Raw genomic sequence first — 24,971 nt, 5'->3', positions numbered from 1 at the left:
TCCGAATAGCATGTCCGCATGAACGACAAGACCACACCGCCCAAGACCGTCTACGAAGGTAAATACCTGCGCATGATCGAGCGCGGCACCTGGGAATATGTGGAACGCACCCACGCCAGCGGCCTGGCCGCGATCATCATCGCGGTGACGCCGGAGGACAAGGTGCTTTTCGTCGAACAGTTCCGCGTACCGCTGCAGGCGGCGACCATCGAGATGCCGGCAGGATTGGTGGGCGACATCGATGCGGACGAATCCATCGAGATCTCGGCGATCCGCGAGCTGGAAGAGGAAACCGGCTGGACCGCCACTCACGCCGACGTGCTGATGATCGGTCCGACCTCCTCCGGCATGGCCAGCGAGAAGATCGCCTTCGTCAGAGCCACCGGCCTGAGGCGGGTCGGCGCAGGGGGCGGCGATGGCGACGAGGACATCACTGTCCATGAGATTCCGCGCATCCAGGCCGCCGCGTGGCTGGTGCAGAAAATGACCGAAGGCTACGAACTGGACGCCAAGCTTTGGGCCGGCTTGTGGATGATCGACCACCACCTGGACGGCACGCCGCGTGGATAGGGCGGTGACGTTATTGAGCGCGGACGATCCGGCGCCCTTCACGGTCCATCGTGCGCACGGCGATTCGCCCTTCGTGCTGATCGCCGACCATGCCGGGCAAAGGATTCCCGCGCGCCTCGGCGATCTGGGTCTTTCGCAGGCGGAACTCAATCGCCATATCGGCTGGGACATCGGCATCGCCGGCCTGGCCGAACGCCTGTCCGAGAAGCTCGACGCCTTCGCGATCCTGCAGACCTACTCGCGGTTGGTGATCGACTGCAACCGCCCGCTGGAAGCACCCGGCTCCATTGTCGCGGTCAGCGATGGAACTCCGATTCCCGGCAACGAAAGCCTGGACGACGATGCGAAGACCGCACGCGCGCTGGAGATTTTCGCGCCCTACCACGCGCGCATCACCCAGGAATTGGATCGCCGCAGCGAACGGTCGCCCGCGCCGGTGCTGATCTCGCTGCACAGCTTCACCCCGGTATTCGCGGAATTCACGCGGCCGTGGCACGCCGGAATCCTTTATCACCGCGATACGCGGTTGGCGCACGCCCTGCTCGCCGCGCTAGGTGCGGAACCGGGATTGGAAGTCGGCGACAACGAACCGTACGCGGTCAGCGATGCCACCGATTTCGCCATTCCGGTCCATGGCGAACAGCGCGGACTGCTGCATGTGGAGCTGGAAATCCGCCAGGACCTGATCGCCGATGCGGTGGGCCAGGAAGAATGGGCGGAGCGGCTCGCTCGGCTTTTGCCTGGACTCCTGCCCGGACTATTGCCGGATTTGACGCACGACTGATCCGCTTCTGCTACAACGGTGCTACCCCACGCTTCCAGCACCGCCTTTCGCCCGGATGCACCCGCACGGTGCGACCCAGTGCTGGCGGCTCCCTGTCCGGAGTTCCACGTGCTGATACGCCTAGGCTTCGAAATCACCCACAGCTTCCCGGAACCCACTCCGATGCTGCTGACATTGAATCTGCACGATTCGCGGCGCGCGGATATCGCCATCGCCAAGGAATTGCGAACCTCGCCCGCCGTTCCCCTGCAGCAGTATCACGACGGCTTCGGCAACGTCTGCACGCGGCTGGTTTCGCCCGCCGGATCCTTCACCGTATCCTCGGATATGGTGGTACGCGACACCGGCTGGACCGATGCCGTGGTACCGACGGCGCAGCAGATACCGGTCTACCAATTGCCAGATGAAACCCTGGTCTATCTGCTCGGCAGCCGCTACTGCGAGACGGACAAACTTGCGGAGAAGGCCTGGGATCTGTTCGGCCATACCGCGGCCGGCTGGGCGCGGGTGCAAGCCATCTGCGACTACGTGCACGACCGCATCCAGTTCGGCTACGAGTTCGCGAACGCCACCAAGGGCGCGGCGCAAGCGTTGGAGGAAGGACGCGGCGTGTGCCGCGATTTCGCTCATTCGGCGATCGCGCTATGCCGCTGCTTGAATATCCCGGCGCGCTACTGCACCGGCTACATCGGCGATTTTGGCGTGCCGCCCAGCACCGCGCCGATGGATTTCTCGGCCTGGTTCGAAGCCTTCCTGGATGGGCAGTGGTATACCTTCGATGCGCGCCACAATTTCCCGCGCATCGGCCGCGTGATGATCGCGCGCGGACGCGACGCCGCGGACGTGGCGATCAGCAACACCTTCGGTCCGAACACGCTGGAGAGATTCGAAGTGTGGTCAGAGGAGACCTTCGTGGAAGCGTTGATCCCCCGGTAGGGCGGGTCTTGACCCGCCGTTGCCATCGCACAACCCGCGATGGCAATCAATGAAACGGCTTTCGGTTCGTGATTCACTCCGCCGTGAGGCAACGCGAGTTCACGGGATGGCAATGGCGGGTCAAGACCCGCCCTACGCCTACTTCTCCGCTCTGTGTAGAGCCGAGCTTGCTCGGCTGCTTTTGACTCTGCGCGAAGAGCAGCCGAGCAAGCTCGGCTCTACAACGTCATCATGATGCGAACCTGTCCGTCGCGCTCACCAGCGCATCCACGTGCTCGGCCTCGAACGCCGAGTGTCCGGATACCGGAGAAATCAACAGCTCGGCCTTCGGCCAGGCCTTGTGTAGATCCCAGGCGTTGGCCATCGGGCAGACCACATCGTAGCGGCCGTGCACGATGACGCCGGGAAGGTGCGCGATCTTGTGCGCGTCGCGCAACAGTTGGTCTTCGACCTCGAAGAAACCGCCGTTGACGAAGTAGTGGTTCTCGATCCGAGCAAAGGCCAGCGCGAAAGCCGCGTCTTCATGGCCGCTGACGAAGTCGTGATCCACGCGCAGGAAACTGGTGGCGCCTTCCCACACGCTCCACGCGCGCGCCGCGGCCAAGCGCGTGGCTTCATCGTCGCTGGTCAGCCGGCGATGGAAGGAGGAAATCAGATCGTGGCGTTCGACTACCGGGATGGGCTTGAGGAAATGCTCCCACGCGTCCGGGAACAAGCGCGAGCAGCCTTCCTGGTAGAACCATTCCAGTTCCCAGCGGCGCAGCATGAAGATGCCGCGTAGAACCAGTTCGGTCACGCGCTGCGGGTGTTTCTGCGCGTAGGCCAGCGCCAGGGTGGAACCCCAGCTGCCGCCGAATACCTGCCACTGCTCCACGCCCAGCTTTTCGCGCAGTTGCTCGATATCCGCAACCAGGTGCCAGGTAGTGTTGTCCACCAGGTCGGCATGCGGCTTGGAGCGGCCGGAACCGCGCTGGTCGAACAGCACGATGCGATATTTGGCCGGGTCATGGAACCGCCGCATCTTCGGACTGCACCCAGCGCCGGGGCCTCCGTGCAGCAGGACCACCGGCTTGCCGTTCGGGTTGCCGCACTGCTCGTAATACAGGGTGTGGCGATCGTCGACCTTGAGCGTGCCGGTGTCGAAGGGTTCTATTTCGGGGTAAAGCTGGCGCATGGTTACGGCCCGCGGTTCGGGGCGAGAAGTTTAACGCAGCGCACGAATGTCCTCGCTGCACACGTCGTCATCCCAGCGGCTTTCAACAGCCGAACGGCTGATCAAGCTGGGATCCATCTTGATCTTGATCGCGAAGTTCCAGGCGAAAGTCAAAATGGATCCCAGCTTTCGCTGGGATGACGATGATTGGGATGACGACTTGAAGAGAGCCGGAACTAGCCAAGCCTGCGCCCCAGCGTCACCCTGTCGCGCGACTCCAAGTCGGGTTCAGTGCCGACATCGACGAATCCAGCCGCTTCAAACAAGTCTCTAATTGCAGCGCCTTGCTCCAGACCGTGCTCCAACAGCAACCAGCCGCCGGCCGTGAGATGAGCACCCGCTCCGGAAACTATTTCCCGGATCGCATCCAGCCCATCGGCACCGGACGACAAGGCTGCAGCAGGCTCGAACCGCAAATCCCCTTGTTCGAGGTGCGGATCGCCCTCGGCGACGTACGGCGGATTGCTGGCGATCAGATCGAAGCGCTCGCCCATGAGCGGCGAGAACCAACTGCCCATGCGGAATTCGATATTCCGGAGGCTGTTGCTCTCGGCGTTGTGCGCGGCAATGTCTAGCGCGCCGTCGCTTGCATCGGTGGCGATCACCCGGCATTCCGGCCGCTCTTTCGCGATGGCCAGCGCAATGGCGCCGCTGCCCGTGCCCAGATCGGCGACCCGCAACGGAGACGAAACCGGAAGCCTTGCGATCGCAAGCTCCACCAGCAATTCGGTTTCCGGCCGGGGGATCAGCGTTTCGGCAGAGACCGCTAAGTCGAGCGTCCAGAAGCCGCGCCGCCCAGTGAGATAAGCGACGGGCTGGCCCAATTCGCGTGCCTCGACCAGCACGCGGAAGCGCTGCAACGCGGAAATCTCGATGGTTTCATCACCATGCGCAAACAACCAAGACACCGGTTTGCCCAGCGCATGGGCGAGCAGCGGCCTGGCATCGGTCAGTTCGATGCGTTCGCTGGCCTGGCGCAAAACGGCATCCAGTCGGGGCTGTGGACTCGTATTCATCGGCGACATCGTAGCTGCGGCGGTGGTCTGCGACCCTCAGGCAGCAGTAATCGAGTCATGCAATAGTCATTGGCTATCGATATGATGCTACCAATCGATTAGAGATATCAATCGATCCCCCCTAGTATTCATTGTCTCTATCAATCACCCCACCAACGAAGGAAGCATAGATGTCCCTGATCAATACCCAAGTGAAGCCCTTCACCGCCAATGCCTTCCACAACGGCAAGTTCGTCCAGGTGTCCGACGCGGACCTGAAAGGCAACTGGTCCGTGCTGATCTTCATGCCGGCCGCCTTCACCTTCAATTGCCCCACCGAAGTCGAAGACGCCGCCACGCACTATGCCGAGTTCCAGAAGGCTGGCGCCGAGGTCTACATCGTCACCACCGACACCCATTTCTCCCACAAGGTCTGGCATGAAACCTCGCCCGCGGTCGGCAAGGCGCAGTTCCCGCTGATCGGCGACCCGACCCATCAGCTGACCCGTGCGTTCGACGTGCATATCGACGAAGAAGGCCTGGCCCTGCGCGGCACCTTCATCATCAATCCGGAAGGCGTGATCAAGACCGCGGAAATCCACGACAACGCCATCGCCCGCGACATCAGCGAAACCCTGCGCAAGCTCAAGGCCGCGCGCTATGTCGCCAGCCACCCGGGTGAAGTGTGCCCGGCCAAGTGGAAGGAAGGCGAAAAGACCCTGGCTCCTTCGCTGGACCTGGTCGGCAAGATCTAAACGCCCCCGCTTCACGACAACCCCGCTTCACGACAACAAATTGCCCGCAACAACACTCCTCCCCCAAAGAGGCGATCCCCTCCCCCGCACGCGGGGGAGGGCTTTATGCAACCCCTACGCGAGCCCCCCCATGCTTGAGTCCGATCTGAAAACCCAGCTGCAGGCCTACCTCCAAAAGGTGACGCGCCCGATCGAGATCGTGGCGTCGCTGGACGACAGTCCCAAATCCCGCGAGATGGAAGCGCTGCTCGGCGAAATCGTGCTGCTGTCCGACAAGATCACCTTGATCGAACGCCGCGATGTCGACGCGCATACGCCCTCTTTCGCGTTGAACAGCCCCGGCCACGACATCCACCTGCGTTTCGCGGGCATTCCGATGGGCCATGAATTCACTTCGCTGGTCCTGGCGCTGCTGCAAGTGGGTGGACATCCCTCGCGCACCGCGCAGGAGGTGATCGAACAAATCAAGGAACTGGAGGGGCCGGGTCCTGACAGCGTTCTCAAGTTCGAAACCTATTTCTCGCTCAGCTGCCAGAACTGCCCGGATGTAGTCCAGGCGTTGAACCTAATGGCGGTGCTGAACCCCAACATCCAGCACGTCGCCATCGACGGCGCGCTGTTCCAGGACGAAGTCGAAGCCAGGCAGGTGATGTCTGTTCCGACCATCTACCTCAATGGCGAAGTCTTCGGCCAGGGCCGCATGGGCGTGGAAGAAATCGTCGCCAAGCTGGACACCGGCGCTGCGGCGCGCGATGCCAAGAAGCTCGCGGCCAAGGCTCCTTTCGACGTGTTGATCGTCGGTGGCGGCCCGGCTGGCGCGGCGGCGGCCATCTATGCCGCGCGCAAAGGCATCGCCACCGGCGTTGTCGCCGAACGCTTCGGCGGTCAGGTGTTGGACACCATGGCCATCGAGAACTTCATCTCGGTCTCGGAAACCGAGGGTCCGAAGATGGTCGCGCAGCTGGAACAGCACGTTCGCCAGTACGAAGTGGATATCATGAATCTGCAGCGCGCTGAAAGACTCACTTCGGGCAACGGGTTGATCGAGATCGAGCTGGCCAATGGCGCGTCGCTGAAGAGCAAAACCGTGATCCTGTCCACCGGCGCGCGCTGGCGGCAGATGAATGTGCCCGGCGAGAATGAATACCGCAACAAAGGCGTGGCCTATTGCCCGCACTGCGACGGCCCGCTGTTCAAGGGCAAGCGCGTGGCAGTGATCGGCGGCGGCAACTCCGGCGTGGAGGCGGCCATCGATCTGGCCGGCATCGTCAGCCACGTGACCCTGATCGAGTTCGACCACCAGTTGCGCGCCGACGCGGTGCTGCAGCGCAAGCTGCACAGCTTGCCGAACGTGAAGGTGATCACCTCGGCAATGACCACGGAAGTGATGGGCGATGGCCAGAAGGTCAATGGGCTGGTCTACGAGGACCGAGGCAACGACGAAAAGCACACGCTAGCGCTGGAAGGCATTTTCGTGCAGATCGGCTTGCTGCCGAACACCGAATGGCTCAAGGGCACGGTGGCGCTGTCGCCGCGCGGCGAGATCATCGTCGACGAACGCGGCCAGACCTCGTTGCCCGGCGTGTTCGCCGCGGGCGACGTGACCACGGTGCCGTACAAGCAGATCGTGATCGCGATGGGCGAGGGCTCCAAGGCCGCGCTCAGTGCCTTCGACCATCTGATCCGCACTTCGGCGCCTGTCGAGAAAGCGGAGACGGAGGCGGCGTGATGTTTGCTCCCCTTCTCCCACCGAGAGAAGGTGGCGCGAAGCGCCGGATGAGGGAGGGAGAATTCCAACCCACGGAAAGTCCATTACAAACCGGCGATCCATTCCCTCATCCGCCCTCCGGGCACCTTCTCCCAATGGGAGAAGGAAACGCACTACTTCATCGGGTAACCTGACTCCATGAACCTGCGCGACCTCAAGTACCTGCTGGCGCTCGCCGACCACAAGCATTTCGGTCGCGCGGCTGCGGCGTGCTTCATCAGCCAGCCCACTCTATCCACACAGATCAGAAAACTGGAAGAGGAACTCGGCGTATCCCTGGTCGAGCGCGCGCCGCGCAAGGTAATGCTGACTCCGGCGGGACGTGACGCGGCCGAGCGAGCGCGCCGCATCGTCGCCGAGGTGGAGCAGATGAAGGAAGGCGCCCGCCGCAGCCAGGATCCGGAAGCCGGCACCGTGCGGCTGGGCATCTTCCCCACCCTGGGACCTTACCTGCTGCCGCACGTGATCCCGCGCATCCGCGAACGTTTCCCGAATCTGGAGCTGCTGCTGATCGAGGAAAAGAGCGACGTGCTGCAGTCGCGTCTGCACGATGGCAAGCTGGATGCGGCCCTGCTCGCGCTGCCGGTGCACGACGACCAGTTGCACAGCGAGTTCCTGTTCGAAGAACCATTTCTGCTGGCCGTGCCGGAGAACCATCCTCTGGCCAAACGCGATTCATTGAGCCTCAGCGAACTATCCGACCAGAAACTCCTGCTGCTGGAAGACGGCCATTGCCTGCGCGAGCAAGCATTGGAAGTCTGCCGGCTGTCGGGCGCGAACGAAAAATCGGAATTCCGCGCCACCAGCCTGGAAACGCTGCGGCAAATGGTCGCCGCCAACGTCGGCATCACCTTGCTGCCCACGCTGGCGATCAAGCCACCGGTAGCGCGATCACAGAACATACATTTGCTAGGCTTCAGCGACTCGCATCCCAGCCGTCAGATTGCGATGCTATGGCGTAGGAGTTCGGCGATGGCCGGGTTCCTGCTGGAGCTGTCGAAGGTATTCTCCGAGTTGCCGACGGAGTTGTTCTCGCCCACTCCGGAAATCGGTCTGCAACCGCCGCCCCAAGCTCCGAGCAGGAAACCTGCCGGCAAACGCCACTGAAGCCCCCACCTCAGGACAACCAAGAACACCATGACCTCCGTATCGAAACTGCAACAACTCCGCGAGCTCTCCGTCGTGGTCGCCGATACCGGCGACTTCGACGCCGTCAAACGCCTGCGTCCGGTCGACTGCACCACTAACCCGACGCTGGTGCGCAAGGCGCTGGATCTGCCGGTCTACGCCGAAGCCATCGACAAGGAACTGGCCTGGGCGCGCACCCAATCGGGCGACAAACAAGCGGTGATCGAAGAAGTGGTGGATCGCCTGACCATTGCGGTCGGTTCCGCGCTGGCAGGCCTGGTGCCGGGCCGCGTTTCCACCGAAGTCGACGCCGACCTGGCCCACGACACCGAAGCCACGGTGAAGAAAGCGCACAAGTTCATCGACATGTACGCCGCGGGCGGCATCGGCCGCGAACGCGTGCTGATCAAGGTCGCCGCCACCTGGGAAGGCGTGGAAGCGGCGCGCCAGCTACAGCGCGACGGCATCGACTGCAATCTGACCCTGATCTTCAACCGCACCCAGGCGCTGGCCTGTTCGGAAGCGGGCGCGTTCCTGATTTCGCCCTTCGTGGGCCGCATCCTGGACTGGTACGTGGCGCAGGGCGAAACGCCGGCGAACATCGATGCCGATCCGGGCGTGGTGTTCGTGCGCGGGGTGTACGACGAATTCAAGCGCCGCGGCTCGTCGACCGTGGTGATGGGCGCCTCGTTCCGCTCCACCGCCCAGATCGAAGCGCTGGCGGGTTGCGACCGCCTGACCATCTCACCGGACCTGCTGGAAAAACTAGAAGCGGAAACCGGCGAGCTGCCGCGCAAGCTTTCGCCCAGCAAGGCCGAAGCGAACACGCATACGCTCATCGACGCGAAGCGCTTCGCCAAGGATCTTGCGGACGACCCGATGGCGACCGAGAAATTGCGCGACGGCATCGCCGCCTTCGCCAAGGACCTGGTAGGCCTGCGCCAGACCATCGCCGAGCGCTTGTCCGCCGCCGCGTGAACCTGCGCAACTTCCTGATCGCCTGCCTGGTGCTTGGCGCACTGGGCTGGTGGTATTCCTCGCACTCGCCACGCAAGGCGAATGGGCCGGGCGGCGTGTCCGCCGCTGCGGGATGTCCGCTACCTCCCCTGGTGAACATCGGGGAGGCGCCACTGCAGAGCGATGTGCCTACCTCGATGCAGCCATTCGCATTGACCGCCGCAACGCTCCAGCCTTTGGCGGGTTTCAGCATCGAGGCGCGGGTGCTGTCGCGCGAAGACTACAGCCTGGGGCGGGAAGCCGATCTCTCGCCCACAGATCTGGCGCTGGGTTGGCAAACCATGCGCGAGGAAGCCGTGTTGTCGCAGCTGGACATCCGCCAATCCTCGCGTTGGTACAACTATCGCTGGAAAGACCAGCCACCGCTGCCGCCCGCGGAAATCGCGCGCAACAGCGCCAACATGCACATGATCCCCGCCAGCGATGCGGTCGCCCACGCGCTTGCGGACATCGGCAAGGGCGACAACGTGCGCATCGATGGCTGGCTGGTGGAGGCCAAAGCCCCGGACGGCTGGCGCTGGCGCAGTTCGACCACGCGGGAAGACACCGGTGGTGGCGCCTGCGAGGTCGTCTACGTGTGCGGTATCACGCGGCTTTGATGGTCACGGTCGTGCCGCCGGAAGCAGTTTCCTCGGATCGCATCCGGCGTCCAGCGCACGATTCTTTCAAGGCTTCCGCGCTGCCAGGACTACTCGATTGCGGCCTTCGTGCTTGGCTGCGTAAAGCGCCCGGTCGGCCCGTTCCAGCGCCTGGGTCGGGGTCTGTTCGTGGACCAGGCGCGTCGCCACGCCCACGCTGACCGTCAATTTCACCTTCTGATCCTGCCAGTCCACAGTCGACTCCTCGATCTGCTGACGGATCCGCTCGCCAATTTCCCGCGCCTGATCGTCTCCGGGAGCAGGCAGCAAAACCAGGAACTCCTCTCCACCGTACCGCCCCAACAGATCTCCCGGCCGCAAAGCCCGGCTCAGGACATCGGCCAGATGCCTGAGGCATTGATCGCCACAGGCATGACCGTAGGTGTCGTTGACCAGCTTGAAACGATCCACATCGACAAACAGCACTGCCAGGGGTCGATCGTTCTTGTGGGCTTCGATGAACGCATGGCTTAGCGCCAGGTCGATCGCGTTGCGGTTGAGCATGCCGGTCAGCGCATCCAGTTCGGCCGAGCGGCGCAGTTTTTGCGTCTCCCGGGCTTCGGCGGTCTGCTGCAAGACCAGTTGCCCGAACTGATCGACCAGGGCGAGTTCTTCCACGCTGAACGCCTGCGGACCCAGCCGTTCCAACAGCGCCACGCCCACATCGCCCTTGCCCGTGGTCAGCGGCACCGCCGCATAGGCCATGTTCGCCGCGTGTGGCCGCGCGCTTCCCGGCACCGGATTCATGATCAGCTCGGCCATCGGCAACTTCCGTTGCGCCACCGCACGCAGGGTCGCGTCGTTGACGTCGATCAATGCAGACAAGCGCGAGGTGTGGGTGACCGGCTCGGTGATCCGGGTCTGGTCGTAACCGGGGCGGGAAAGAATAATGGTGGCCGAATTCAACTGCAGCCAGGGCAACAGGCTTTCCATCGCCATTTGAATCGCATACCACTCCAGATCCTTGCTGGCGACTTCCTGCAGGCGCTTGCGTAGCAGGCCGGCCAGGTCGGCGTAGGCCTGCTGTTGCCGCAACCGCTGTTCGCTGGCCTTGCGGGCGGTGCGCTCCTGTTCGTGTTTGAGGCGGAAATCCGCGATCCGGCCGATCAAGGCGACCACCAGCACCACCGCTACCAGCACCAATCCGATCTGGTAGCCGAACCTGCCCCAGAACGGATCCGCCATTCCGCGCACGCTCAGCTCGAACATCGTGCAACTGACGCCGAGCATGATCAGCGCGGTCAGCAGCGGCCACCCCAGCCATGCCTTGCGCAGGATGGCGCTGAAGAAAGCAAGCATTGCGAGCACGGCCGCCGCCGCCCAGCCGATGATCACCAATATCTGCATGGTCTCCGGCGCAAAGGCAAGGCCGCACAATCCGGCGACGGCAAGCGCGACCATCGCCGACGCACCCGCGACGGGCGTCCAGCGCAGCCAGAGGTTGTCCGGGCGCCGGCCGGCGAAGTCGCGCGCCGTACAGATTCCCGACGCGCTCACCAGCAGCATGGCGATATTGGTGCCCTGTCCTCCCAGCGGTTTCAACCAGGCCAGGAAAGGAACGGTGTAGGCGTGTCCGTTGACCACCAACATCAGCAGGAACGAGGTGCTCACGAAGGCCAGAAAGCTCAGGAACGCGAGCTCGCGCGCACCCAGGCAAAGCGACACCGCGACAATGGCCAGCACCAGCATGCAGGCGTACAAAGCGATCGCGACCGCCAGCGCCCGCTTGTCCTGCTCGGCTCCCAGCGCCATGCGTACGACTTGCGGGCGCAGAGTGCGCGCCAGTTCGGCACTGGCGGTCACATCGACGCTGACCGGTCCACGCCAGTGGGCGGGCAGTGTTTGTGAAAAAGCCATCGGCAACAGCCCATCGTGAGGCTGCGGACGGAAGAAATCCTGCGTCGGTGGGTGCCAACCGGGTGCCTGCAACCGCAGTTCCTTCAGTTCGACCCGGTTGAACCGCAGCTGCCAGGGCGATTCGTCCGGATTGCGGCTGGGCAGGTCGAAACTCAAGCGGAACCGTGCCGGACTTCCCTCCGGCGGAAGCACCACCCCACCGCCGTCGAGGCTGAGATGCGCGCGCGGTTGCGTATCCAGCAGTTGCAAGCTCACGGGAACTTCCAGCGCAGGCGCTACCAAGGTTTGCGCGGCAAGCGCAATGCCATTCCAGGCCACCGTCGCGGACAGGACCAACAGCCCCCATGCCAGCAAGCGTAGGCCAGTGCCCTGTATGTGCCACCACGGATTACCCCGTGGCTGGTAGCGCACCCGGATCCTCCTGACCTTGGTTGTCGCGCGCTTGCTCCCGTTGCAGCTCTTGCAGGCAGGTCGTGGCTTCGTCGAGATAAGGGTCTGGAACACAGACCCGCAAGACGCCGAATAGCGGCAGCTCGCCCGCGCCTCCCAGTAGGGATTCCCCAAAAATGAACACCGGAATATCCATGCCTTCCAGCGCATGCTTGGCCAGATGGGCTTCGATCAGGTTGTTTGCGCGATAGACGACTTGCACGGCGACTCCCGGATACGGACCCAGAGTAACCCCCAGTTCTGGCGAAAACCATGGCCTGCTCGCAGGAACTGCACGGGTGCGTCGGCTAAACTGTGACCCCGAACGCCAGGTTTCCTCAACGCATGTCCGCTGTCTCTACCGACCCCTCCTCGCCCCACGATGCCCACGCGACTCCGGCGCCCGGCGAGAAGAACGACTTCATCCGCCAGATCGTCCGCGACGACCTGGCCAGCGGCAAGCACACGGTCGTCCATACCCGGTTCCCGCCCGAACCCAACGGCTACCTGCACATCGGCCACGCCAAAGCGATCTGCCTGAATTTCGGCATCGCCAGCGAGTTCAGCGGCATCTGCAACCTGCGCTTCGACGACACCAATCCGGCCAAGGAAGACCCCGAATTCGTCGCCGCCATCCAGGACGACGTGCGCTGGCTGGGCTATGAGTGGGCGCAACTGCGCCATGCCTCGGATTATTTCGACGTGTACTACCTGGCCGCCGAAAAACTCATCCGCGACGGCCTGGCCTACGTGGACGATCTGGACGCGCAGGCCATGCGCGAGTATCGCGGCACCTTGACCGCGCCCGGGCGCGAGTCGCCGTTCCGCAGCCGCGCGGTGGACGAGAACCTCGACCTGTTCAAGCGCATGCGCGCGGGCGAATTTCCCGATGGCGCGCGCACCTTGCGCGCCAAGATCGACATGAGCAGCGGCAACATGAACCTGCGCGACCCCGCGCTGTACCGCATCAAGCACGTCGAACACCAGAACACCGGCAACGCTTGGCCGATCTATCCGATGTACGACTTCGCCCATGCCTTGGGCGATGCCATCGAAGGCATTACTCATTCGCTTTGCACGCTGGAGTTCGAGGACCACCGACCGCTATACGACTGGTGCGTGGACAAGGTGGACCTGACCGGCCACCCCGAACTGCTGCAACCGCTGCTGGATCGCGGACTGCCGAAGGAAGCCGCCAAGCCGCGCCAGATCGAATTCTCGCGCCTCAACATCAACTACACGGTGATGAGCAAGCGCAAGCTGACCACGCTGGTGGGCGACAAGCTCGTCGACGGCTGGGACGATCCGCGCATGCCGACTTTGCAAGGCTTGCGCCGACGTGGCTACACGCCGGCCGCGCTGCGCCTGCTGATCGACCGCGTGGGCATCAGCAAGCAGAATTCGCTGCTGGATTTCAGCGTGCTCGAAGGCTGCCTGCGCGACGATCTGGACGTCGCTGCGCCGCGCCGCATGGCGGTGGTGGATCCGGTCAAGCTGGTACTGGCGAACCTGCCGGGAGACCACGACGAGACGCTGACGTTTTCCAACCATCCGAAAGACGAATCATTCGGCAAGCGTCAGATTCCGTTCTCCCGCGAGCTGTGGATCGAACGCGAGGATTTCGCCGAAGTCCCGCCCAAGGGTTTCAAGCGCCTGATTCCCGGCGGCGAAGTGCGCCTGCGCGGCGCCGGCATCGTGCGGTGCGATGAAGTGATCAAGAACGAAGCCGGCGAGATCGTCGAACTGCGTGGCTGGCTGGATCCGGAATCTCGCCCCGGCATGCAAGGCGCCGAGCGCAAGATCAAGGGAACGATCCACTGGGTCAGCGCCAGGCACGCCGTGCCGACCGAATTCCGCTTGTACGACCGCCTGTTCACCGTGCCCGACCCGGACGACGAGTCGGAAGGCAAGACCTACCAGGACTACCTGAATCCCGAATCGCGCAAGTCGGTGCGAGGCTATGTGGAGCCGGCCGCCGCAGACACTGCGCCGGAGCAGTCGTTCCAGTTCGAGCGCATCGGTTATTTCGTCGCCGACCGCCGCGACCACCATAGCGATGCGCCGGTGTTCAACCGCAGCGTGACGCTGCGCGATACCTGGGCAGCAAAGACCTGAAGCGTTTCGACGCGCATCGCGCGAATCTTCACTCCCGTCGTTCGTCGGCGGGCTACGCTGGCCACCACCTATCAAGGAGTACAGCCATGTCCCGGATCTTCCTGACCATTGGCCTGCTATTGCTGTCCGTACTACTGGCCAGTTGCGCCGCCCCCAACACCACGGCACCGGCTACCGGCAATCTTGCCGGGAGCACACCCCCGCCGCCGCCCGCACCACCGGCTGCGCCTGCACCGCGTCCGGCTCCGCCGATGTCCTCGCCCACACCGCCACGCAAGGTCAAGCCGGAGGTCGCCGTCGTCACCAGCTGCAAGACCAACGCCGATTGCGCGGTGAAGAACGTCGGCAACTGCTGCGGCGCGATGCCGGCTTGCGTCAACAAGGACAGCCCGACCGACCCTGCCGCCGTGCAGGCGCAGTGCGCGGCTAAGGGAATGATGAGCGTTTGCGGCTTCGAAGAGATCAGCGCCTGCCAGTGCGACAACGGTCAATGCGCGCCCGCTGGCGGCGCCACGTCGCAGGTCCAATAATGCTTTACGCGCAAGTCCATCTGACCCTACCGGCCTGGGTGCATGAAACCGTCGATGCCTCGGCGTTGTACGCCAGCGATGCCGACAAGGTGGCGTTGGCCATCGAACTTTCGCGCATCAATATCGATGCGAACACTGGCGGACCTTTCGGCGCCGTGGTCTTCGGGCCGGACGACCGCATCATTTCGGTCGGCGTCAATCGCGTGCTTCCGCAGAACACCTCGCTGGCCCATGCGGAGAACATGGCCTACATGCTGGCTCAACAACGCCTGCAAACCGCGCGCCTCAACGAGCGTGTGGGCGGCGCCGTGACCCTGGCCACTTCTTCCCAACCGTGCTGCCAGTGCTACGGCGCCACCGTGTGGGCCGGTATCGACCGCCTGCTGATCGGCGCACGCGCCGAGGACGTGATGGAGCTGACCGAGTTCGACGAAGGTCCGCTCCCCGCCGACTGGATCGGCGAACTGAACAAGCGCGGCATCGAAGTGGTCCGCGATCTCAATCGCGATGCCGCGCGTGAAGTGTTGCGTACGTACGGCGAACGCGGCGGCGATCGTTATTGACGCCACACCAGGCATGGCCGGCCTGCTCTGCTACTGCCGTCAGGGCTTTGAGCCGGAACTGGCCGCCGAACTCAGCGAACGCACCGCCCTCACCGGCCATCCTGGCTACGCACGCACCGAACGCAATAGCGCCCACGTGGTCTTCGTCTGCGACGACGGTTTGGCCCTGTCGAAAGCACTGCCCTGGCGAGAATTGATCTACGCACGGCAGAAACTGCAATTGATCGCAGAACTTCGCGGGCTCGATCCGAAAGACCGCATCACGCCCATGCTCGCGGCGCTGGCGGGACGATCGCGTTTCGGCGATCTGTGGGTGGAGCACCCCGACTCGGATACCTCCAAACCGCTGGCCGGCTTGGCCCGCAGCTTCGGCAATGCCTTGCGCCCCGCGCTGCGCAAAGCCGGGCTGATGACGGACAAGGAAGATCCGAGGTTTCCACGACTGCACGTGGTTTTCGTGGACGGCGACCATGCTTTCCTGGCCGTTGCCGACCCTCTGGACAGCTCACCGTGGCCGCTCGGCATTCCGCGCCTGAAGCTGCTATCGGACGCGCCCTCACGTTCGGCGCTGAAACTGGAGGAGGCCCTGCTGACCCTGCTCGATGCGAACGAACGCGAAACGCTGTTGAAGCCCGGTATGACCGCCGCCGACCTGGGCGCCGCCCCGGGCGGTTGGACTTGGATCCTCACCCGTCATCACCTTCGCGTGATCAGCGTGGATAACGGACCACTGCGCCAGAACGTGATGGACAGCGGACTGGTGGAACATCTGCGTGCGGATGGTTTTCAATGGAAACCCTCGCAAGCATTGGACTGGATGGTCTGCGACATGGTGGAGCAACCACGGCGCGTGGCCGAACGCATGGCCACCTGGTTCCGCGAAGGGTGGTGCAGGCATGCGGTTTTCAACTTGAAGCTACCGATGAAGAAACGCTGGGACGAGACGCAGTTGTGCCTGGATCTTTTCGTCGAGCAATCGGGGAAGCCGGTCATGGTGCGCGCCAAGCAGCTGTATCACGACCGCGAAGAAATCACCGTCTTCGCCACCAGCCAACGATAATACGAACTTCGTAGAAGAACATTTCCAGGAACACGCCATGAACGTAAGAGACAGCAACGGCACCCCGCTTAGCGAAGGCGATTCGGTTACCGTCATCAAGGATCTCAAGGTCAAGGGCACCTCGCTGACGATCAAGCGCGGCACCCTGATCAAGGGCATCCACCTGACCGAAGACGAGGAAGAGATCGAATGCAAGGTGGAGAAGATCAAGGACCTGGTGCTGAAAACCTGTTTCCTGAAAAAGGCCTGAGCCATGGCCGCCACCTGGATCACCATCGCCGCTTCCTCGTTGCCTGAAATCATCCGCATGGCACGCCCGCTGTTCACCCGCACGCCGCAGGTGGATGACAGCCACCAGCCACGAATGGATTTGATCGACGAGCAGATCGCCCAGTTACAGGATGCGGCGACACAGAATGCGGACTCGATCAAAAAGCTGGCCACCGACATGCAGAAGACCATCGAAGTCCTGCAGGTGGGCGCGGACCAGGCCGAGCGTCGACTGCACCGTGCCAGCCAGCTGACCTTGATCGCGACCACCGTCGCAATTCTTGCATTTGCCTTGGCCGCCTACGCTCTGGCGCGCTGAACCAGCCCTTCGGCAAGGGCGCGGTCTCATCCCCTGCAATCCTGGCGTGGCAAGCTACTCCCCTGACGAGGAAAGCCAGCATGCAACCCATAGAACTCAAGGACCCCGCCGGGTTCGCCAACGAATTCCTGCGACTGACCCTGCTGCAGGGTTTCCAGTCGCTGACCAAGCGCGATCTGGAACTGCTGATCTTCGTGCTGCTGGAACGCGACGGCGCCATCCAGCGCAGCGACTCCAATGCCGCCGCCGCATTGCGCTTGCGGGTGACCCCGGCCAAGGTCAAGGCCTTGCGTCGCGATGGCTACGCCCGCTGGCGGGCGCTGGTGCCTGAGGAGAGCGACGCGGCCCTGCAGCGGATCGTGGCCAGCGTGCTGACCGAGGACAACCTGCGCTCCGGCGCCAAGCACGTCAGCGAACGCAGCAAGAAGGAAGGCTTCCTGGCGATCCGCGTGGAGCATCCCGACGACCAGCAGCAGTTCGAGCAGGCGATCCTCGATGTGGGTGCGCTGCCGGTATACGAACGCAATCGCGACGTGATGGCGGTGCGTTTCGACACTCTGCTCAAGATCGCCGAAAAATGGGGCTACCTCCAACCCGACCCCAAGGCGATCATCGACGAGTTGAACAAGCTGGCGCCCGCCGCGGAAGAAGTCGCCGATCTGCTGAAGAAAGACGTGACCAAGTTGCGTTGGCAGGAAGTGCGCAACGCGCTCAATAGCCTGGGCGCGAAAGCGATCGTGAGCACGGCCGAAGGCGGGTTGAAGGGACTGCTGAAGATTGTGTTTCCGTTTATTCCGGGATAGAGAGCGCGCTACAAACCCGACGCCTTGCGCCAGAACAAATTCGCCAACGGCGGCAATTTCCCGGCAAGCCCCAGCGCGAATCCACGCAACAGCGTGGCATGCATCTCGTCGTTCGAGAACATGCGGTTGATGCCGTCGAACGCATAAGCCGCGGCGGCATTCTCGCTGCGGCATTCGCGCGACCAGCGCGCGAGGCGATGCGCCGAGGACCAATCCACGCGCCGCGACTGCGCATCGGCGATGGAGTCCCGCAACCTGGCGACGTCGCGCAAACCCAGGTTGACGCCCTGCCCGGCCAGCGGATGCACCACGTGCGCCGCGTCGCCCACCAGCAGCACTTTGCCGGAGACGTAAGCTTCGGCCAACTGACGGCGCAGAGGGAAAGCCGCACGAGCGGAGACCACACGCACCTGGCCCAGCCTCGCTTCGAAAGCGCCGGTCAATTCGTGATCGAAAGCCTCGTCCCTCAGCGCCAACACCCGATCCGCCTCGTCGTTCGGCAAGGTCCAGACGATGGAACTGCGACCGTCCACGAACGGCAGGAAGGCGAGCGGGCCGCCCGGCAGGAACCGCTGCCATGCGGTCAGTTCATGCGGCTTCTCGGTCTCGACAAAAGCCACCACGCCACGCTGCTGATAATCGTGCGAAGACACGTGCAGGCCCGCCAGTTGGCGCAGCGTGGAATCGGCGCCATCGGCAGCGATGGCGATCTGCGCGTCCACACGCGTACCGTCGTCCAACCGCAGACGCACGCCGCCAGCCTTCCCTGAGCTTGTCGAAGGGTCCTGCTCCATCGATTCGACCCGCGCCGGACAATGCAGCCGCACACCCGCTGCCGGCAGCGCTGCCCACAGACGGTCGGCCAGCAGGTTGTTCTCGACGATCCATCCCAACTGGTCGCGCCCCAGCATGTCGGCATCGAACGACAGTTCGCCACCGCCCGACGCGTCCCATACGCGCATGCGCCGGTAGGCCTGGGCGCGAGCGCTGCGAACGGAATCCCAAACGCCGAGGCCGTCGAGCAGCGCCGCATTATCCGGCGCGAAGGCATAGACCCGCAGATCCGATGTGCCGGCAGACCAATGCGCAGGTTCGCGCCCTTCGATCAGCGCGACCTCCAGGCCGAGTTTGGCCAGCGACAGCGCACAAGTTGCTCCCACTACGCCACCACCCACTATCGCGATATCGAGGCGGGCGCGTCGATTCATCGCACTTCCTCGCGGCATAACGCTGGGACGTTGCCGCGGAACCCCATCGCGCCGCCCACCAGCATCGACTGCAATGCCGAAGAATTGTCGGCCGCCAGTAAACCGAGACTGCGTAACGGACGCGCCAATGGCGATGCATTGCCGGTAATGCGTGCCAGCCCGTCGGAGAATTCCAGCGTGCGCTGCCGGTCCTCGCGACGCCGTTCCGCATAGTTTTCCAGCAAAGCCGAAGCGCCAGGGTCCTGCGCCTGTTCGATCAATTCGGCCAGGGTCAGCGCATCGCGCAAACCTAGGTTGAAGCCCTGCGCGCCGATGGGATGAATGGTCTGCGCTGCGTTGCCGAGCAACACCGCACGCGCAGCGATCGTGCGTTCGGCCACTACCTTGATGATCGGGTAGACACTGCGCTCGCCGGTGGAAAGGAAACGGCCCACGCGCCAGCCGAAGACGTTCTGGATGCGGTCGATCCACGCCGCAGGATCCAGTGCGGCGATTTCCTCCGCACGCTCGCTCGCCACTCCGTGGACCACGCCGAAATGGCGGTCGCCACGCGGCAGCAGCGCGGTCGGGCCGTGCTCGCCGAAACGCTCATAGGCGGTGCCGTCCGGGGCCTGCTCGGCGCGCATGCGCGCAACGAACAGGGTCTGCCGATAATCATGTTCGCTGGCGCCGATTCCCAAGGCCTCGCGCAGGCCGCTGCGGGTGCCATCGGCGGCGACCAGCAGGCGTGCGGAAAGTTCGCGTTCGCCCTGCTCGTCGGAGATGCGCAGGCCGCGTGATCCTTCCTGCGATTCGCTCAGGCCGACAAAGCGCGCCGGTCGGTATCGCGTGAGCCGCTGCAGTTCCGATAGTCGCGCTTCCAACGCCTCGCCGAAATCGCGTGCGACCACGACCTGCCCGAAAGTCTCGCGCCCGTAGTCGGCGGCCTCCAGCCTGGCCCTGCCGAAATCGCCCTGTCGGCTGACATGGATGCGTCGGATCTGGCCGACGGGCGCGCGCAGCTTCGCCATCACCCCCAGCGTGGTCAACGCGTTGACCGTCGCGCCGGCAAAGCTGAGGTTGCGCTGGTCGAAGACCGCGGGCATGACGCCGGCGGGCGTGGCCTCCACCAAGCCGACGTCCAGCCCCAGGCGATCGAGCGCGATGGCCAGGCTGGCGCCGACCAAGCCGCCGCCGACGATGAGTACATCGTGCGTGGGCACATCGTGGGTGGATACGTCGTGTGTTTCGGTCATGCGCCTATGATAAGCCCGCTGCGTCGGGCTCTCCGTTAGAATGAGCGCCTGAGCTTCCCGGAAAGGCCTTCCATGAACAGCAAACTCCAGCGCGCCGTCGTCTTCACCCTGATCCTCTCGCTGATGGTCGCGACACGGCTGAACCTGCCGACGTCCCTGACCCACTTCGGGCCGGTGCCGGATGCGTCGTGGGCTGCGTTCTTCCTGGGCGGCTTCTACCTGCGCACGTGGACACGCTGGGCATTCCCGGTGTTCATGGCGCTGGCGGTCCTCGTGGACTATGTGGTGATTAGCGGACAGGGCATGGATTTCTTCGCCCACTACTGCATGTCGGCCGCTTACTGGTTCCTGGTGCCGGCCTACTTCGCGCTCTGGTTCGGCGGAATGCTGACCCGCCGCTTCTACAAAGAGGCCAATGGCAAGGCGCTGGCCGTGCTGGCGGCAAGCTTGTTCGGGTCGGTGGTGCTCTGCCACTTGCTGAGCCAGGGCAGCTTCTACTGGATCAGCGACAGCGTCGCCAATCCGACTTTCGCCGGCTGGTGGAAGAACTACAGCGACTGGTTCGTCCCTTATCTGCGCACCAGCGCGATCTACGTAGGCCTGGCGGTCATCGTCCACGTCGGCGTAACTCAGGCCGCACGCCTGCGGGCGCAGGCCAAAGCGTCGCGCTAAGCCGCGCCTGAGCCTCGGTCATGGGTAACCGGCTCTCCAAGATCTACACGCGCACCGGCGACGACGGCAGCACCGGGCTGGGAGACGGCACCCGCGTCGGCAAGGACTCGGCGCGGGTCAACGCCTACGGCACGGTGGATGAAGCCAATTCCAGTATCGGCGTGGTGCTGGCGGCGCAGGTGCCGGAAGACATCCGCAAACTTTTGACTACAGTGCAACACCAGTTGTTCGACCTGGGCGGCGAGCTCTGCATTCCCGGGCATGCGGCCATCAATGCCGAAGATGTGGACGCGCTGGAACGCCAACTGGACCAGTACAACGAAGCCTTGCCCCCGCTCAAGGATTTCATCCTGCCCGCCGGCGGCGAAGCCGCTGCGCGCTGCCACCTGGCGCGCACCATCGTCCGTCGCGCCGAACGCGAAACCGTGACTCTGGCACGGCACGATGCCGTCCGGCCGGAGGCCATCCGCTACCTCAACCGGCTCTCGGACCTGCTGTTCGTCCTGGCGCGAGTGCTGGCCCGCGCCGATGGCCAGGGGGAAGTCTTGTGGAACCACGAAGGACGCCACTCCTGAGTCGCGGCTTCTTACCCGACACTCCGCCCAGCACTCCGCCTAGCGACTTCGCCCGCCATGATCATCTACACCCACCCCGCCTGCCTGGCCCACGACCCGGGCCCGGAACACCCGGAGCGACCGGCGCGGCTGGAAGCGGTGCTGGCCGGACTGCGTGCCGAACACAGCGATCTGGACTGGCGCGAAGCGCCACCCGCCAAGCTCGGCGACTTGCGGCGCGTGCATACCGAGGCATTGTTGCGGGAAGTGCTGGACAGCGATTTCGATGGTTACCGCATGCTGGATCCGGATACGGTGACCTGCCCGCATTCGCGCGCCGCCGCGCTGCGCGCCGCCGGAGCCGCGGTGGCGGCGGTGGATGCGGTCATGCTGGGCGACAGCCGAACCGCCTTCTGCGCGGTCCGCCCGCCGGGCCACCACGCCACCGGCAACACCGCCATGGGTTTTTGCCTGCTCAACAATGTGGCGGTGGCCGCGGCCCACGCCTGCGACCGGCACGGGCTCGAACGCGTCGCCATCGTCGATTTCGACGTGCACCACGGCAACGGCACGCAGGACATCTTCTATGAAGAGCCGCGGGTGGACTACTTCAGCACCCACGAGTCGGGGATCTATCCGAACAGCGGCACGCCGCGGGAGCGCGGCGTGGGCAACGTCTTCAACGCCTTGCTACCGCCGGGCACGGGTGGCTTCCGCTTCCGCAACGTATGGGCGGACACCCTGCTGCCGGTTCTGGACGATTTCCGCCCGCAGTTACTGCTCATCTCGGCCGGGTTCGACGCGCACATGCGCGATCCGCTGGCCGACCTGATGCTGGAAACCGAGGATTTCGCCTGGCTGACCCGCGAACTACGGGCCATCGCCAATCGCCACGCTTCGGGTCGAGTCGTGTCCCTGCTGGAAGGCGGATACGACCTGCAAGCGCTGCGCGAGTGCAGCGTGGCCCATGTCAACGAACTGCGCTGACGCCGGCTTGGCGACCGGGTACCCGGGGCGCATGATGAACCTCGCCCGAAACCTTCCGCGGGCTTTCATTGCCCGTATGCTGGGGATACGGCAAGCTAGCGGCCGCTTTTGACCTCCTTCCGACGAGCCTTACACCGCGTGCGCCCAGTCCTTCGCCTGCTACCGCTGCCGTTCAGTATCGCTTTGTGCCTACCGGCGCTGGCCGAGGACAAACCCGACAACTGGGACCTGTGCCCGATCACTGACGCGATTCCTGCGTTCGACGGGGCCGCCGCGGCCAAGCCGGGCACCACCGCTGCGCAGGCGCGCGAACAGCGAGCAACTCAGCCGACAGCGATCGAAGGTGACCGCCAAAGCGGCACCGAATCGAACATGGCCTACGAGGGTAATGTTGAATTGGTGCGTGGCGATCAATTCCTCAAAGCCGACAACCTGAAGTACGACCAGGAAACGGACACTTATGTGGCCGACGGCAACGTGCGCTACCAGGACGGCACCATGCGCGTCATCGCCGCGCGCGCGCATGGCGACCAGAACACCGACAGCCACAAGATCGAGGACGTGCAGTACCAGTTGGTCTCGCGGCGCGGCAACGGCGGCGCCGAAAGCATCGACCTCACCGGCGCCAAAGGCCGCCTGAATAGCTCCACCTACTCCACCTGCGATCCACAGCAGCGCGTGTGGGAGCTTCGCTCCAACCGCATCGACGTGGACACCGACGAAGGTTGGGGCGTGGCCCGCGGCGCCACCATCCGTATCGGCAAGGTGCCGGTGCTGTATGTCCCGTGGATCAAGTTTCCGATCGACGATCGCCGCCATACCGGCCTGTTGTATCCGGCCATCGGCATGTCCGGACGCAACGGCTTCGATTACCGGCAGCCGATCTATCTGAATCTGGCGCCGAATTACGACGCCACCATCATCCCTCGGTACATGAGCGACCGTGGCTTGTCGCTGGGCGGGCAGTTCCGCTATCTATACGAGGGCGGGCGCGGCACGTTCGACCTCAACTGGATGCCCAACGACGATCTGGTCGAAGAACGCGAGCGCGACTACGCCAACGGCGAACCCGACCCCTATGGCGACCCGCTGCGCAAAGACAACCGCGGCATGTTCCGCTACAGCGGTTTCCATAACCTCAACAGCGAATGGCAGGCGCGTGCGGACGTGGCCTGGGTCAGCGATTCGCGCTACGTCGAGGACTTCAGCAATTCCCTGTATGGCCTTTCCGCCACCTCGTTGGTCAGCACGGTGGGTCTTTACGGACGTGGGCGCTACTGGAACGCGGGCGCCATGGCCGATGTCTGGCAATTGTCCGACTACACGCTGACCGAAGGCTCCTTGCCCTATAACCGCTTACCACGCGTCTACTTCAATTGGGAACAGCCGTTCGGACGCTGGTTTACCGCTGGCATCGATGCTGAGGCCGTCCGCTTCCAGCACAACCAGGTGCTCGATGCCAACAGCCTGAACACTACGCCGGGCGGCAGCCGCATAGACCTTAAACCTTTCGTGTCGATGCCCCTGCAAGGCGCCTCCTGGTACATCACGCCTACGTTGGCCTGGCGTTACACCAGCTACAAGCTAGATGAAGAATTCGCCTCCAATCCAGCGTTCACGGATACCAGTCCTTCGCGCAGCCTGCCTATCGCCACGCTGGACGCCGGTTTGTTCTTCGACCGCGATACCGAGATCAAGGGCGAGCGCTACCTGCATACACTGGAGCCGCGGATTTTCTATCTGAATGCCCCGTACCGCGACCAGAGCGGCCTGCCGATCTTCGATACCCGTCCTCTCACCTTCAGCTGGGGCCAGCTGTTTCGTGACAACCGGTACTCAGGGCCGGATCGACAGACCGATGCCAATCAGCTGACTCTGGCCCTGACCAGCCGCCTGCTCCGTCAAGCCGATGGTCACGAAAAACTCTCCGCGAGCCTCGGGCAGATTTTCTACTTCGACGAATCGCGCGTCACCGCGCCCGGCGAAGTGCCAGTGGAAAGCGGCAAGTCGGCTTGGGTCGCGGACGTCAACTACGCGCCCACCGATCGCTGGACCATCGGCGCCTCCTATCAATGGAATCCGAAATTCCGACGCGAAGACTTATCCAGCCTGCGCGCGCGCTATCTGCTCCCCGATGACGGTGTGATCAATCTCGGCTATCGCTATCGCCGCAATGTCTCCAACGGCGCCGATCTGCTAGAGCAGGCCGATTTCTCGTTCCTGTACCCCATAACGCCCACCTGGAGCGTGGTCGGCCGCTATTACTATTCGATCCTGGACAAGAAGCCGCTGGAAGCCATTGCCGGCGTGCAATGGGACAGCTGCTGTCTGGCCGTGCGCGTGGTCGCGCGGCGTTACGTCCGCAATCGCGAAGGCGATCTCAACAATGCGTTGCAGGTCGAGTTCGTGCTCAAGGGTCTCGGTTCGGCCGGCCAGAACACGGAGCGCACCCTGCGCCGTGCTATTCTCGGTTACTACCGCGACGACCTCTATCTCGTCCCGCCAAGCAACACTACGCCGGACCCCGACGACAACGATTCCGGACCGGAATGAACCCCATGAAGA

General features: G+C 63.8%; 24 protein-coding genes and 1 pseudogene. 19 read left to right on the top strand and 6 right to left on the bottom strand.

From position 1 onward, the window contains the following. The first annotated feature begins 18 nt into the window (after nucleotides 1–18). From AC1DTQ_RS12675 to AC1DTQ_RS12665, 3 genes are all read left to right on the top strand, one after another. Nucleotides 19–570: an NUDIX hydrolase gene (locus AC1DTQ_RS12675; RefSeq protein ID WP_477850017.1), complete on the top strand. Its 552-nt coding sequence runs from the start codon at nucleotides 19–21 to the stop codon at nucleotides 568–570. 4 nt (nucleotides 571–574) lie between these two features. Beyond that, entirely contained in the window at nucleotides 575–1,354 is a 780-nt protein-coding gene (locus AC1DTQ_RS12670) for an N-formylglutamate amidohydrolase (protein ID WP_477850016.1), read from the top strand. A 108-nt stretch (nucleotides 1,355–1,462) separates the two neighbouring features. Next, complete coding sequence (locus AC1DTQ_RS12665) at nucleotides 1,463–2,290, top strand: transglutaminase-like domain-containing protein (RefSeq protein ID WP_477850015.1); 828 nt, start codon at nucleotides 1,463–1,465, stop codon at nucleotides 2,288–2,290. A 229-nt stretch (nucleotides 2,291–2,519) separates the two neighbouring features. On the opposite strand, the gene pip is transcribed toward AC1DTQ_RS12665, so the two are convergent. Both pip and prmC read right to left on the bottom strand, forming a co-directional pair. After that, nucleotides 2,520–3,464, bottom strand: a complete 945-nt coding sequence (pip, locus tag AC1DTQ_RS12660; protein WP_477850013.1) for a prolyl aminopeptidase — start codon at nucleotides 3,462–3,464, stop codon at nucleotides 2,520–2,522. A gap of 215 nt (nucleotides 3,465–3,679) precedes the next feature. Beyond that, on the bottom strand, nucleotides 3,680–4,519 hold the full coding sequence (prmC, locus tag AC1DTQ_RS12655) for a peptide chain release factor N(5)-glutamine methyltransferase (RefSeq protein ID WP_477850012.1): 840 nt from the start codon (nucleotides 4,517–4,519) through the stop codon (nucleotides 3,680–3,682). 170 nt (nucleotides 4,520–4,689) lie between these two features. Here prmC and ahpC point away from each other — a divergent pair, with 170 nt between their 5' ends. The 5 genes from ahpC (at nucleotide 4,690) to AC1DTQ_RS12630 (ending at nucleotide 9,765) form a co-directional block, all read left to right on the top strand. Continuing rightward, nucleotides 4,690–5,253 carry an alkyl hydroperoxide reductase subunit C gene (ahpC, locus tag AC1DTQ_RS12650; protein ID WP_477850011.1) on the top strand — a complete coding sequence of 188 codons (564 nt, stop codon included), beginning with the start codon at nucleotides 4,690–4,692 and terminating at the stop codon, nucleotides 5,251–5,253. Between the two features lie 130 nt (nucleotides 5,254–5,383). Then, the gene (gene ahpF, locus AC1DTQ_RS12645) at nucleotides 5,384–6,982 is read left to right on the top strand and encodes an alkyl hydroperoxide reductase subunit F (RefSeq protein ID WP_477850010.1); all 1,599 of its coding nucleotides are present in this window, start codon (nucleotides 5,384–5,386) and stop codon (nucleotides 6,980–6,982) included. 177 nt (nucleotides 6,983–7,159) lie between these two features. Next, nucleotides 7,160–8,128, top strand: a complete 969-nt coding sequence (locus tag AC1DTQ_RS12640) for a LysR substrate-binding domain-containing protein (RefSeq protein WP_477850009.1) — start codon at nucleotides 7,160–7,162, stop codon at nucleotides 8,126–8,128. A 30-nt stretch (nucleotides 8,129–8,158) separates the two neighbouring features. Beyond that, complete coding sequence (locus AC1DTQ_RS12635) at nucleotides 8,159–9,127, top strand: transaldolase (protein WP_477850008.1); 969 nt, start codon at nucleotides 8,159–8,161, stop codon at nucleotides 9,125–9,127. Beyond that, nucleotides 9,124–9,765 (top strand): hypothetical protein, encoded by a 642-nt coding sequence (locus AC1DTQ_RS12630; protein WP_477850007.1) that lies wholly within the window; start codon nucleotides 9,124–9,126, stop codon nucleotides 9,763–9,765. The genes AC1DTQ_RS12635 and AC1DTQ_RS12630 overlap by 4 nt, the downstream gene beginning before the upstream one ends. A 66-nt stretch (nucleotides 9,766–9,831) precedes the next feature. Here AC1DTQ_RS12630 and AC1DTQ_RS12625 read toward each other — a convergent pair whose 3' ends face one another. Next, nucleotides 9,832–12,072 carry a sensor domain-containing diguanylate cyclase gene (locus tag AC1DTQ_RS12625; RefSeq protein ID WP_477850006.1) on the bottom strand — a complete coding sequence of 747 codons (2,241 nt, stop codon included), beginning with the start codon at nucleotides 12,070–12,072 and terminating at the stop codon, nucleotides 9,832–9,834. Next, nucleotides 12,050–12,313: a putative signal transducing protein gene (locus tag AC1DTQ_RS12620; protein ID WP_477850005.1), complete on the bottom strand. Its 264-nt coding sequence runs from the start codon at nucleotides 12,311–12,313 to the stop codon at nucleotides 12,050–12,052. Before AC1DTQ_RS12620 ends, AC1DTQ_RS12625 begins: the two co-directional genes overlap by 23 nt. A 122-nt stretch (nucleotides 12,314–12,435) precedes the next feature. On the opposite strand from AC1DTQ_RS12620, the gene AC1DTQ_RS12615 reads away from it, so the two are divergent. The 7 genes and pseudogenes from AC1DTQ_RS12615 to AC1DTQ_RS12585 all read left to right on the top strand — a co-directional run bounded on the left by AC1DTQ_RS12615 (nucleotide 12,436) and on the right by AC1DTQ_RS12585 (nucleotide 17,750). Then, nucleotides 12,436–14,205, top strand: a complete 1,770-nt coding sequence (locus AC1DTQ_RS12615) for a glutamine--tRNA ligase/YqeY domain fusion protein (RefSeq protein WP_477850004.1) — start codon at nucleotides 12,436–12,438, stop codon at nucleotides 14,203–14,205. Between the two features lie 86 nt (nucleotides 14,206–14,291). After that, complete coding sequence (locus tag AC1DTQ_RS12610; RefSeq protein WP_477850003.1) at nucleotides 14,292–14,735, top strand: hypothetical protein; 444 nt, start codon at nucleotides 14,292–14,294, stop codon at nucleotides 14,733–14,735. After that, nucleotides 14,735–15,298, top strand: a complete 564-nt coding sequence (locus tag AC1DTQ_RS12605; RefSeq protein WP_477850002.1) for a nucleoside deaminase — start codon at nucleotides 14,735–14,737, stop codon at nucleotides 15,296–15,298. The genes AC1DTQ_RS12610 and AC1DTQ_RS12605 overlap by 1 nt, the downstream gene beginning before the upstream one ends. A gap of 13 nt (nucleotides 15,299–15,311) precedes the next feature. Beyond that, complete coding sequence (gene rlmM / locus AC1DTQ_RS12600; RefSeq protein ID WP_477850001.1) at nucleotides 15,312–16,358, top strand: 23S rRNA (cytidine(2498)-2'-O)-methyltransferase RlmM; 1,047 nt, start codon at nucleotides 15,312–15,314, stop codon at nucleotides 16,356–16,358. Nucleotides 16,359–16,401: 43 nt separating this feature from the next. Further along, nucleotides 16,402–16,608: pseudogene (locus tag AC1DTQ_RS12595) on the top strand (alkylphosphonate utilization protein); the annotation flags it as partial. A 3-nt stretch (nucleotides 16,609–16,611) separates the two neighbouring features. Further along, entirely contained in the window at nucleotides 16,612–16,947 is a 336-nt protein-coding gene (locus AC1DTQ_RS12590; RefSeq protein ID WP_477850000.1) for a hypothetical protein, read from the top strand. Nucleotides 16,948–17,027: 80 nt separating this feature from the next. Further along, nucleotides 17,028–17,750 (top strand): hypothetical protein, encoded by a 723-nt coding sequence (locus tag AC1DTQ_RS12585; RefSeq protein WP_477849999.1) that lies wholly within the window; start codon nucleotides 17,028–17,030, stop codon nucleotides 17,748–17,750. 8 nt (nucleotides 17,751–17,758) lie between these two features. Here the strand turns inward: AC1DTQ_RS12585 and AC1DTQ_RS12580 are convergent, their stop codons facing one another. Beyond that, complete coding sequence (locus AC1DTQ_RS12580) at nucleotides 17,759–18,958, bottom strand: UbiH/UbiF family hydroxylase (RefSeq protein ID WP_477849998.1); 1,200 nt, start codon at nucleotides 18,956–18,958, stop codon at nucleotides 17,759–17,761. Further along, complete coding sequence (gene ubiH / locus AC1DTQ_RS12575; protein ID WP_477849997.1) at nucleotides 18,955–20,193, bottom strand: 2-octaprenyl-6-methoxyphenyl hydroxylase; 1,239 nt, start codon at nucleotides 20,191–20,193, stop codon at nucleotides 18,955–18,957. Before ubiH ends, AC1DTQ_RS12580 begins: the two co-directional genes overlap by 4 nt. 72 nt (nucleotides 20,194–20,265) lie before the next feature. Here ubiH and AC1DTQ_RS12570 point away from each other — a divergent pair, with 72 nt between their 5' ends. From AC1DTQ_RS12570 to lptD, 4 genes are all read left to right on the top strand, one after another. Then, a complete protein-coding gene (locus AC1DTQ_RS12570) occupies nucleotides 20,266–20,865 on the top strand; it encodes a hypothetical protein (RefSeq protein ID WP_477849996.1) in 600 nt (199 codons plus the stop codon). Between the two features lie 20 nt (nucleotides 20,866–20,885). Further along, nucleotides 20,886–21,440 (top strand): cob(I)yrinic acid a,c-diamide adenosyltransferase, encoded by a 555-nt coding sequence (locus tag AC1DTQ_RS12565; protein WP_477849994.1) that lies wholly within the window; start codon nucleotides 20,886–20,888, stop codon nucleotides 21,438–21,440. Nucleotides 21,441–21,497: 57 nt separating this feature from the next. Beyond that, nucleotides 21,498–22,406, top strand: coding sequence for a histone deacetylase family protein (locus AC1DTQ_RS12560; protein ID WP_477849993.1), 909 nt, complete (start codon nucleotides 21,498–21,500; stop codon nucleotides 22,404–22,406). Nucleotides 22,407–22,544: 138 nt separating this feature from the next. Continuing rightward, nucleotides 22,545–24,959 (top strand): LPS-assembly protein LptD, encoded by a 2,415-nt coding sequence (gene lptD / locus AC1DTQ_RS12555; protein ID WP_477849991.1) that lies wholly within the window; start codon nucleotides 22,545–22,547, stop codon nucleotides 24,957–24,959. The last annotated feature ends 12 nt before the right edge of the window (nucleotides 24,960–24,971 follow it).

The sequence above is a fragment of the Pseudoxanthomonas sp. P4_B2 genome (assembly GCF_056402315.1).
This window is presented reverse-complemented; position numbering and strand designations above follow the sequence as displayed.

What these genes read in the sequence shown, in the direction of transcription:
- AC1DTQ_RS12605 (WP_477850002.1), top strand. Translation starts at nt 14,735, where the DNA reads ATGCTTTACGCGCAAGTCCATCTGACCCTACCGGCCTGGGTGCATGAA.
- ubiH (WP_477849997.1), bottom strand. Translation starts at nt 20,193, where the DNA reads ATGACCGAAACACACGACGTATCCACCCACGATGTGCCCACGCACGAT.
- rlmM (WP_477850001.1), top strand. Translation starts at nt 15,312, where the DNA reads ATGGCCGGCCTGCTCTGCTACTGCCGTCAGGGCTTTGAGCCGGAACTG.
- AC1DTQ_RS12675 (WP_477850017.1), top strand. Translation starts at nt 19, where the DNA reads ATGAACGACAAGACCACACCGCCCAAGACCGTCTACGAAGGTAAATAC.
- prmC (WP_477850012.1), bottom strand. Translation starts at nt 4,519, where the DNA reads ATGAATACGAGTCCACAGCCCCGACTGGATGCCGTTTTGCGCCAGGCC.
- ahpC (WP_477850011.1), top strand. Translation starts at nt 4,690, where the DNA reads ATGTCCCTGATCAATACCCAAGTGAAGCCCTTCACCGCCAATGCCTTC.
- ahpF (WP_477850010.1), top strand. Translation starts at nt 5,384, where the DNA reads ATGCTTGAGTCCGATCTGAAAACCCAGCTGCAGGCCTACCTCCAAAAG.
- AC1DTQ_RS12615 (WP_477850004.1), top strand. Translation starts at nt 12,436, where the DNA reads ATGTCCGCTGTCTCTACCGACCCCTCCTCGCCCCACGATGCCCACGCG.
- AC1DTQ_RS12570 (WP_477849996.1), top strand. Translation starts at nt 20,266, where the DNA reads ATGAACAGCAAACTCCAGCGCGCCGTCGTCTTCACCCTGATCCTCTCG.
- AC1DTQ_RS12585 (WP_477849999.1), top strand. Translation starts at nt 17,028, where the DNA reads ATGCAACCCATAGAACTCAAGGACCCCGCCGGGTTCGCCAACGAATTC.
- AC1DTQ_RS12635 (WP_477850008.1), top strand. Translation starts at nt 8,159, where the DNA reads ATGACCTCCGTATCGAAACTGCAACAACTCCGCGAGCTCTCCGTCGTG.
- pip (WP_477850013.1), bottom strand. Translation starts at nt 3,464, where the DNA reads ATGCGCCAGCTTTACCCCGAAATAGAACCCTTCGACACCGGCACGCTC.
- AC1DTQ_RS12560 (WP_477849993.1), top strand. Translation starts at nt 21,498, where the DNA reads ATGATCATCTACACCCACCCCGCCTGCCTGGCCCACGACCCGGGCCCG.
- AC1DTQ_RS12565 (WP_477849994.1), top strand. Translation starts at nt 20,886, where the DNA reads ATGGGTAACCGGCTCTCCAAGATCTACACGCGCACCGGCGACGACGGC.
- AC1DTQ_RS12640 (WP_477850009.1), top strand. Translation starts at nt 7,160, where the DNA reads ATGAACCTGCGCGACCTCAAGTACCTGCTGGCGCTCGCCGACCACAAG.
- AC1DTQ_RS12580 (WP_477849998.1), bottom strand. Translation starts at nt 18,958, where the DNA reads ATGAATCGACGCGCCCGCCTCGATATCGCGATAGTGGGTGGTGGCGTA.
- AC1DTQ_RS12610 (WP_477850003.1), top strand. Translation starts at nt 14,292, where the DNA reads ATGTCCCGGATCTTCCTGACCATTGGCCTGCTATTGCTGTCCGTACTA.
- AC1DTQ_RS12590 (WP_477850000.1), top strand. Translation starts at nt 16,612, where the DNA reads ATGGCCGCCACCTGGATCACCATCGCCGCTTCCTCGTTGCCTGAAATC.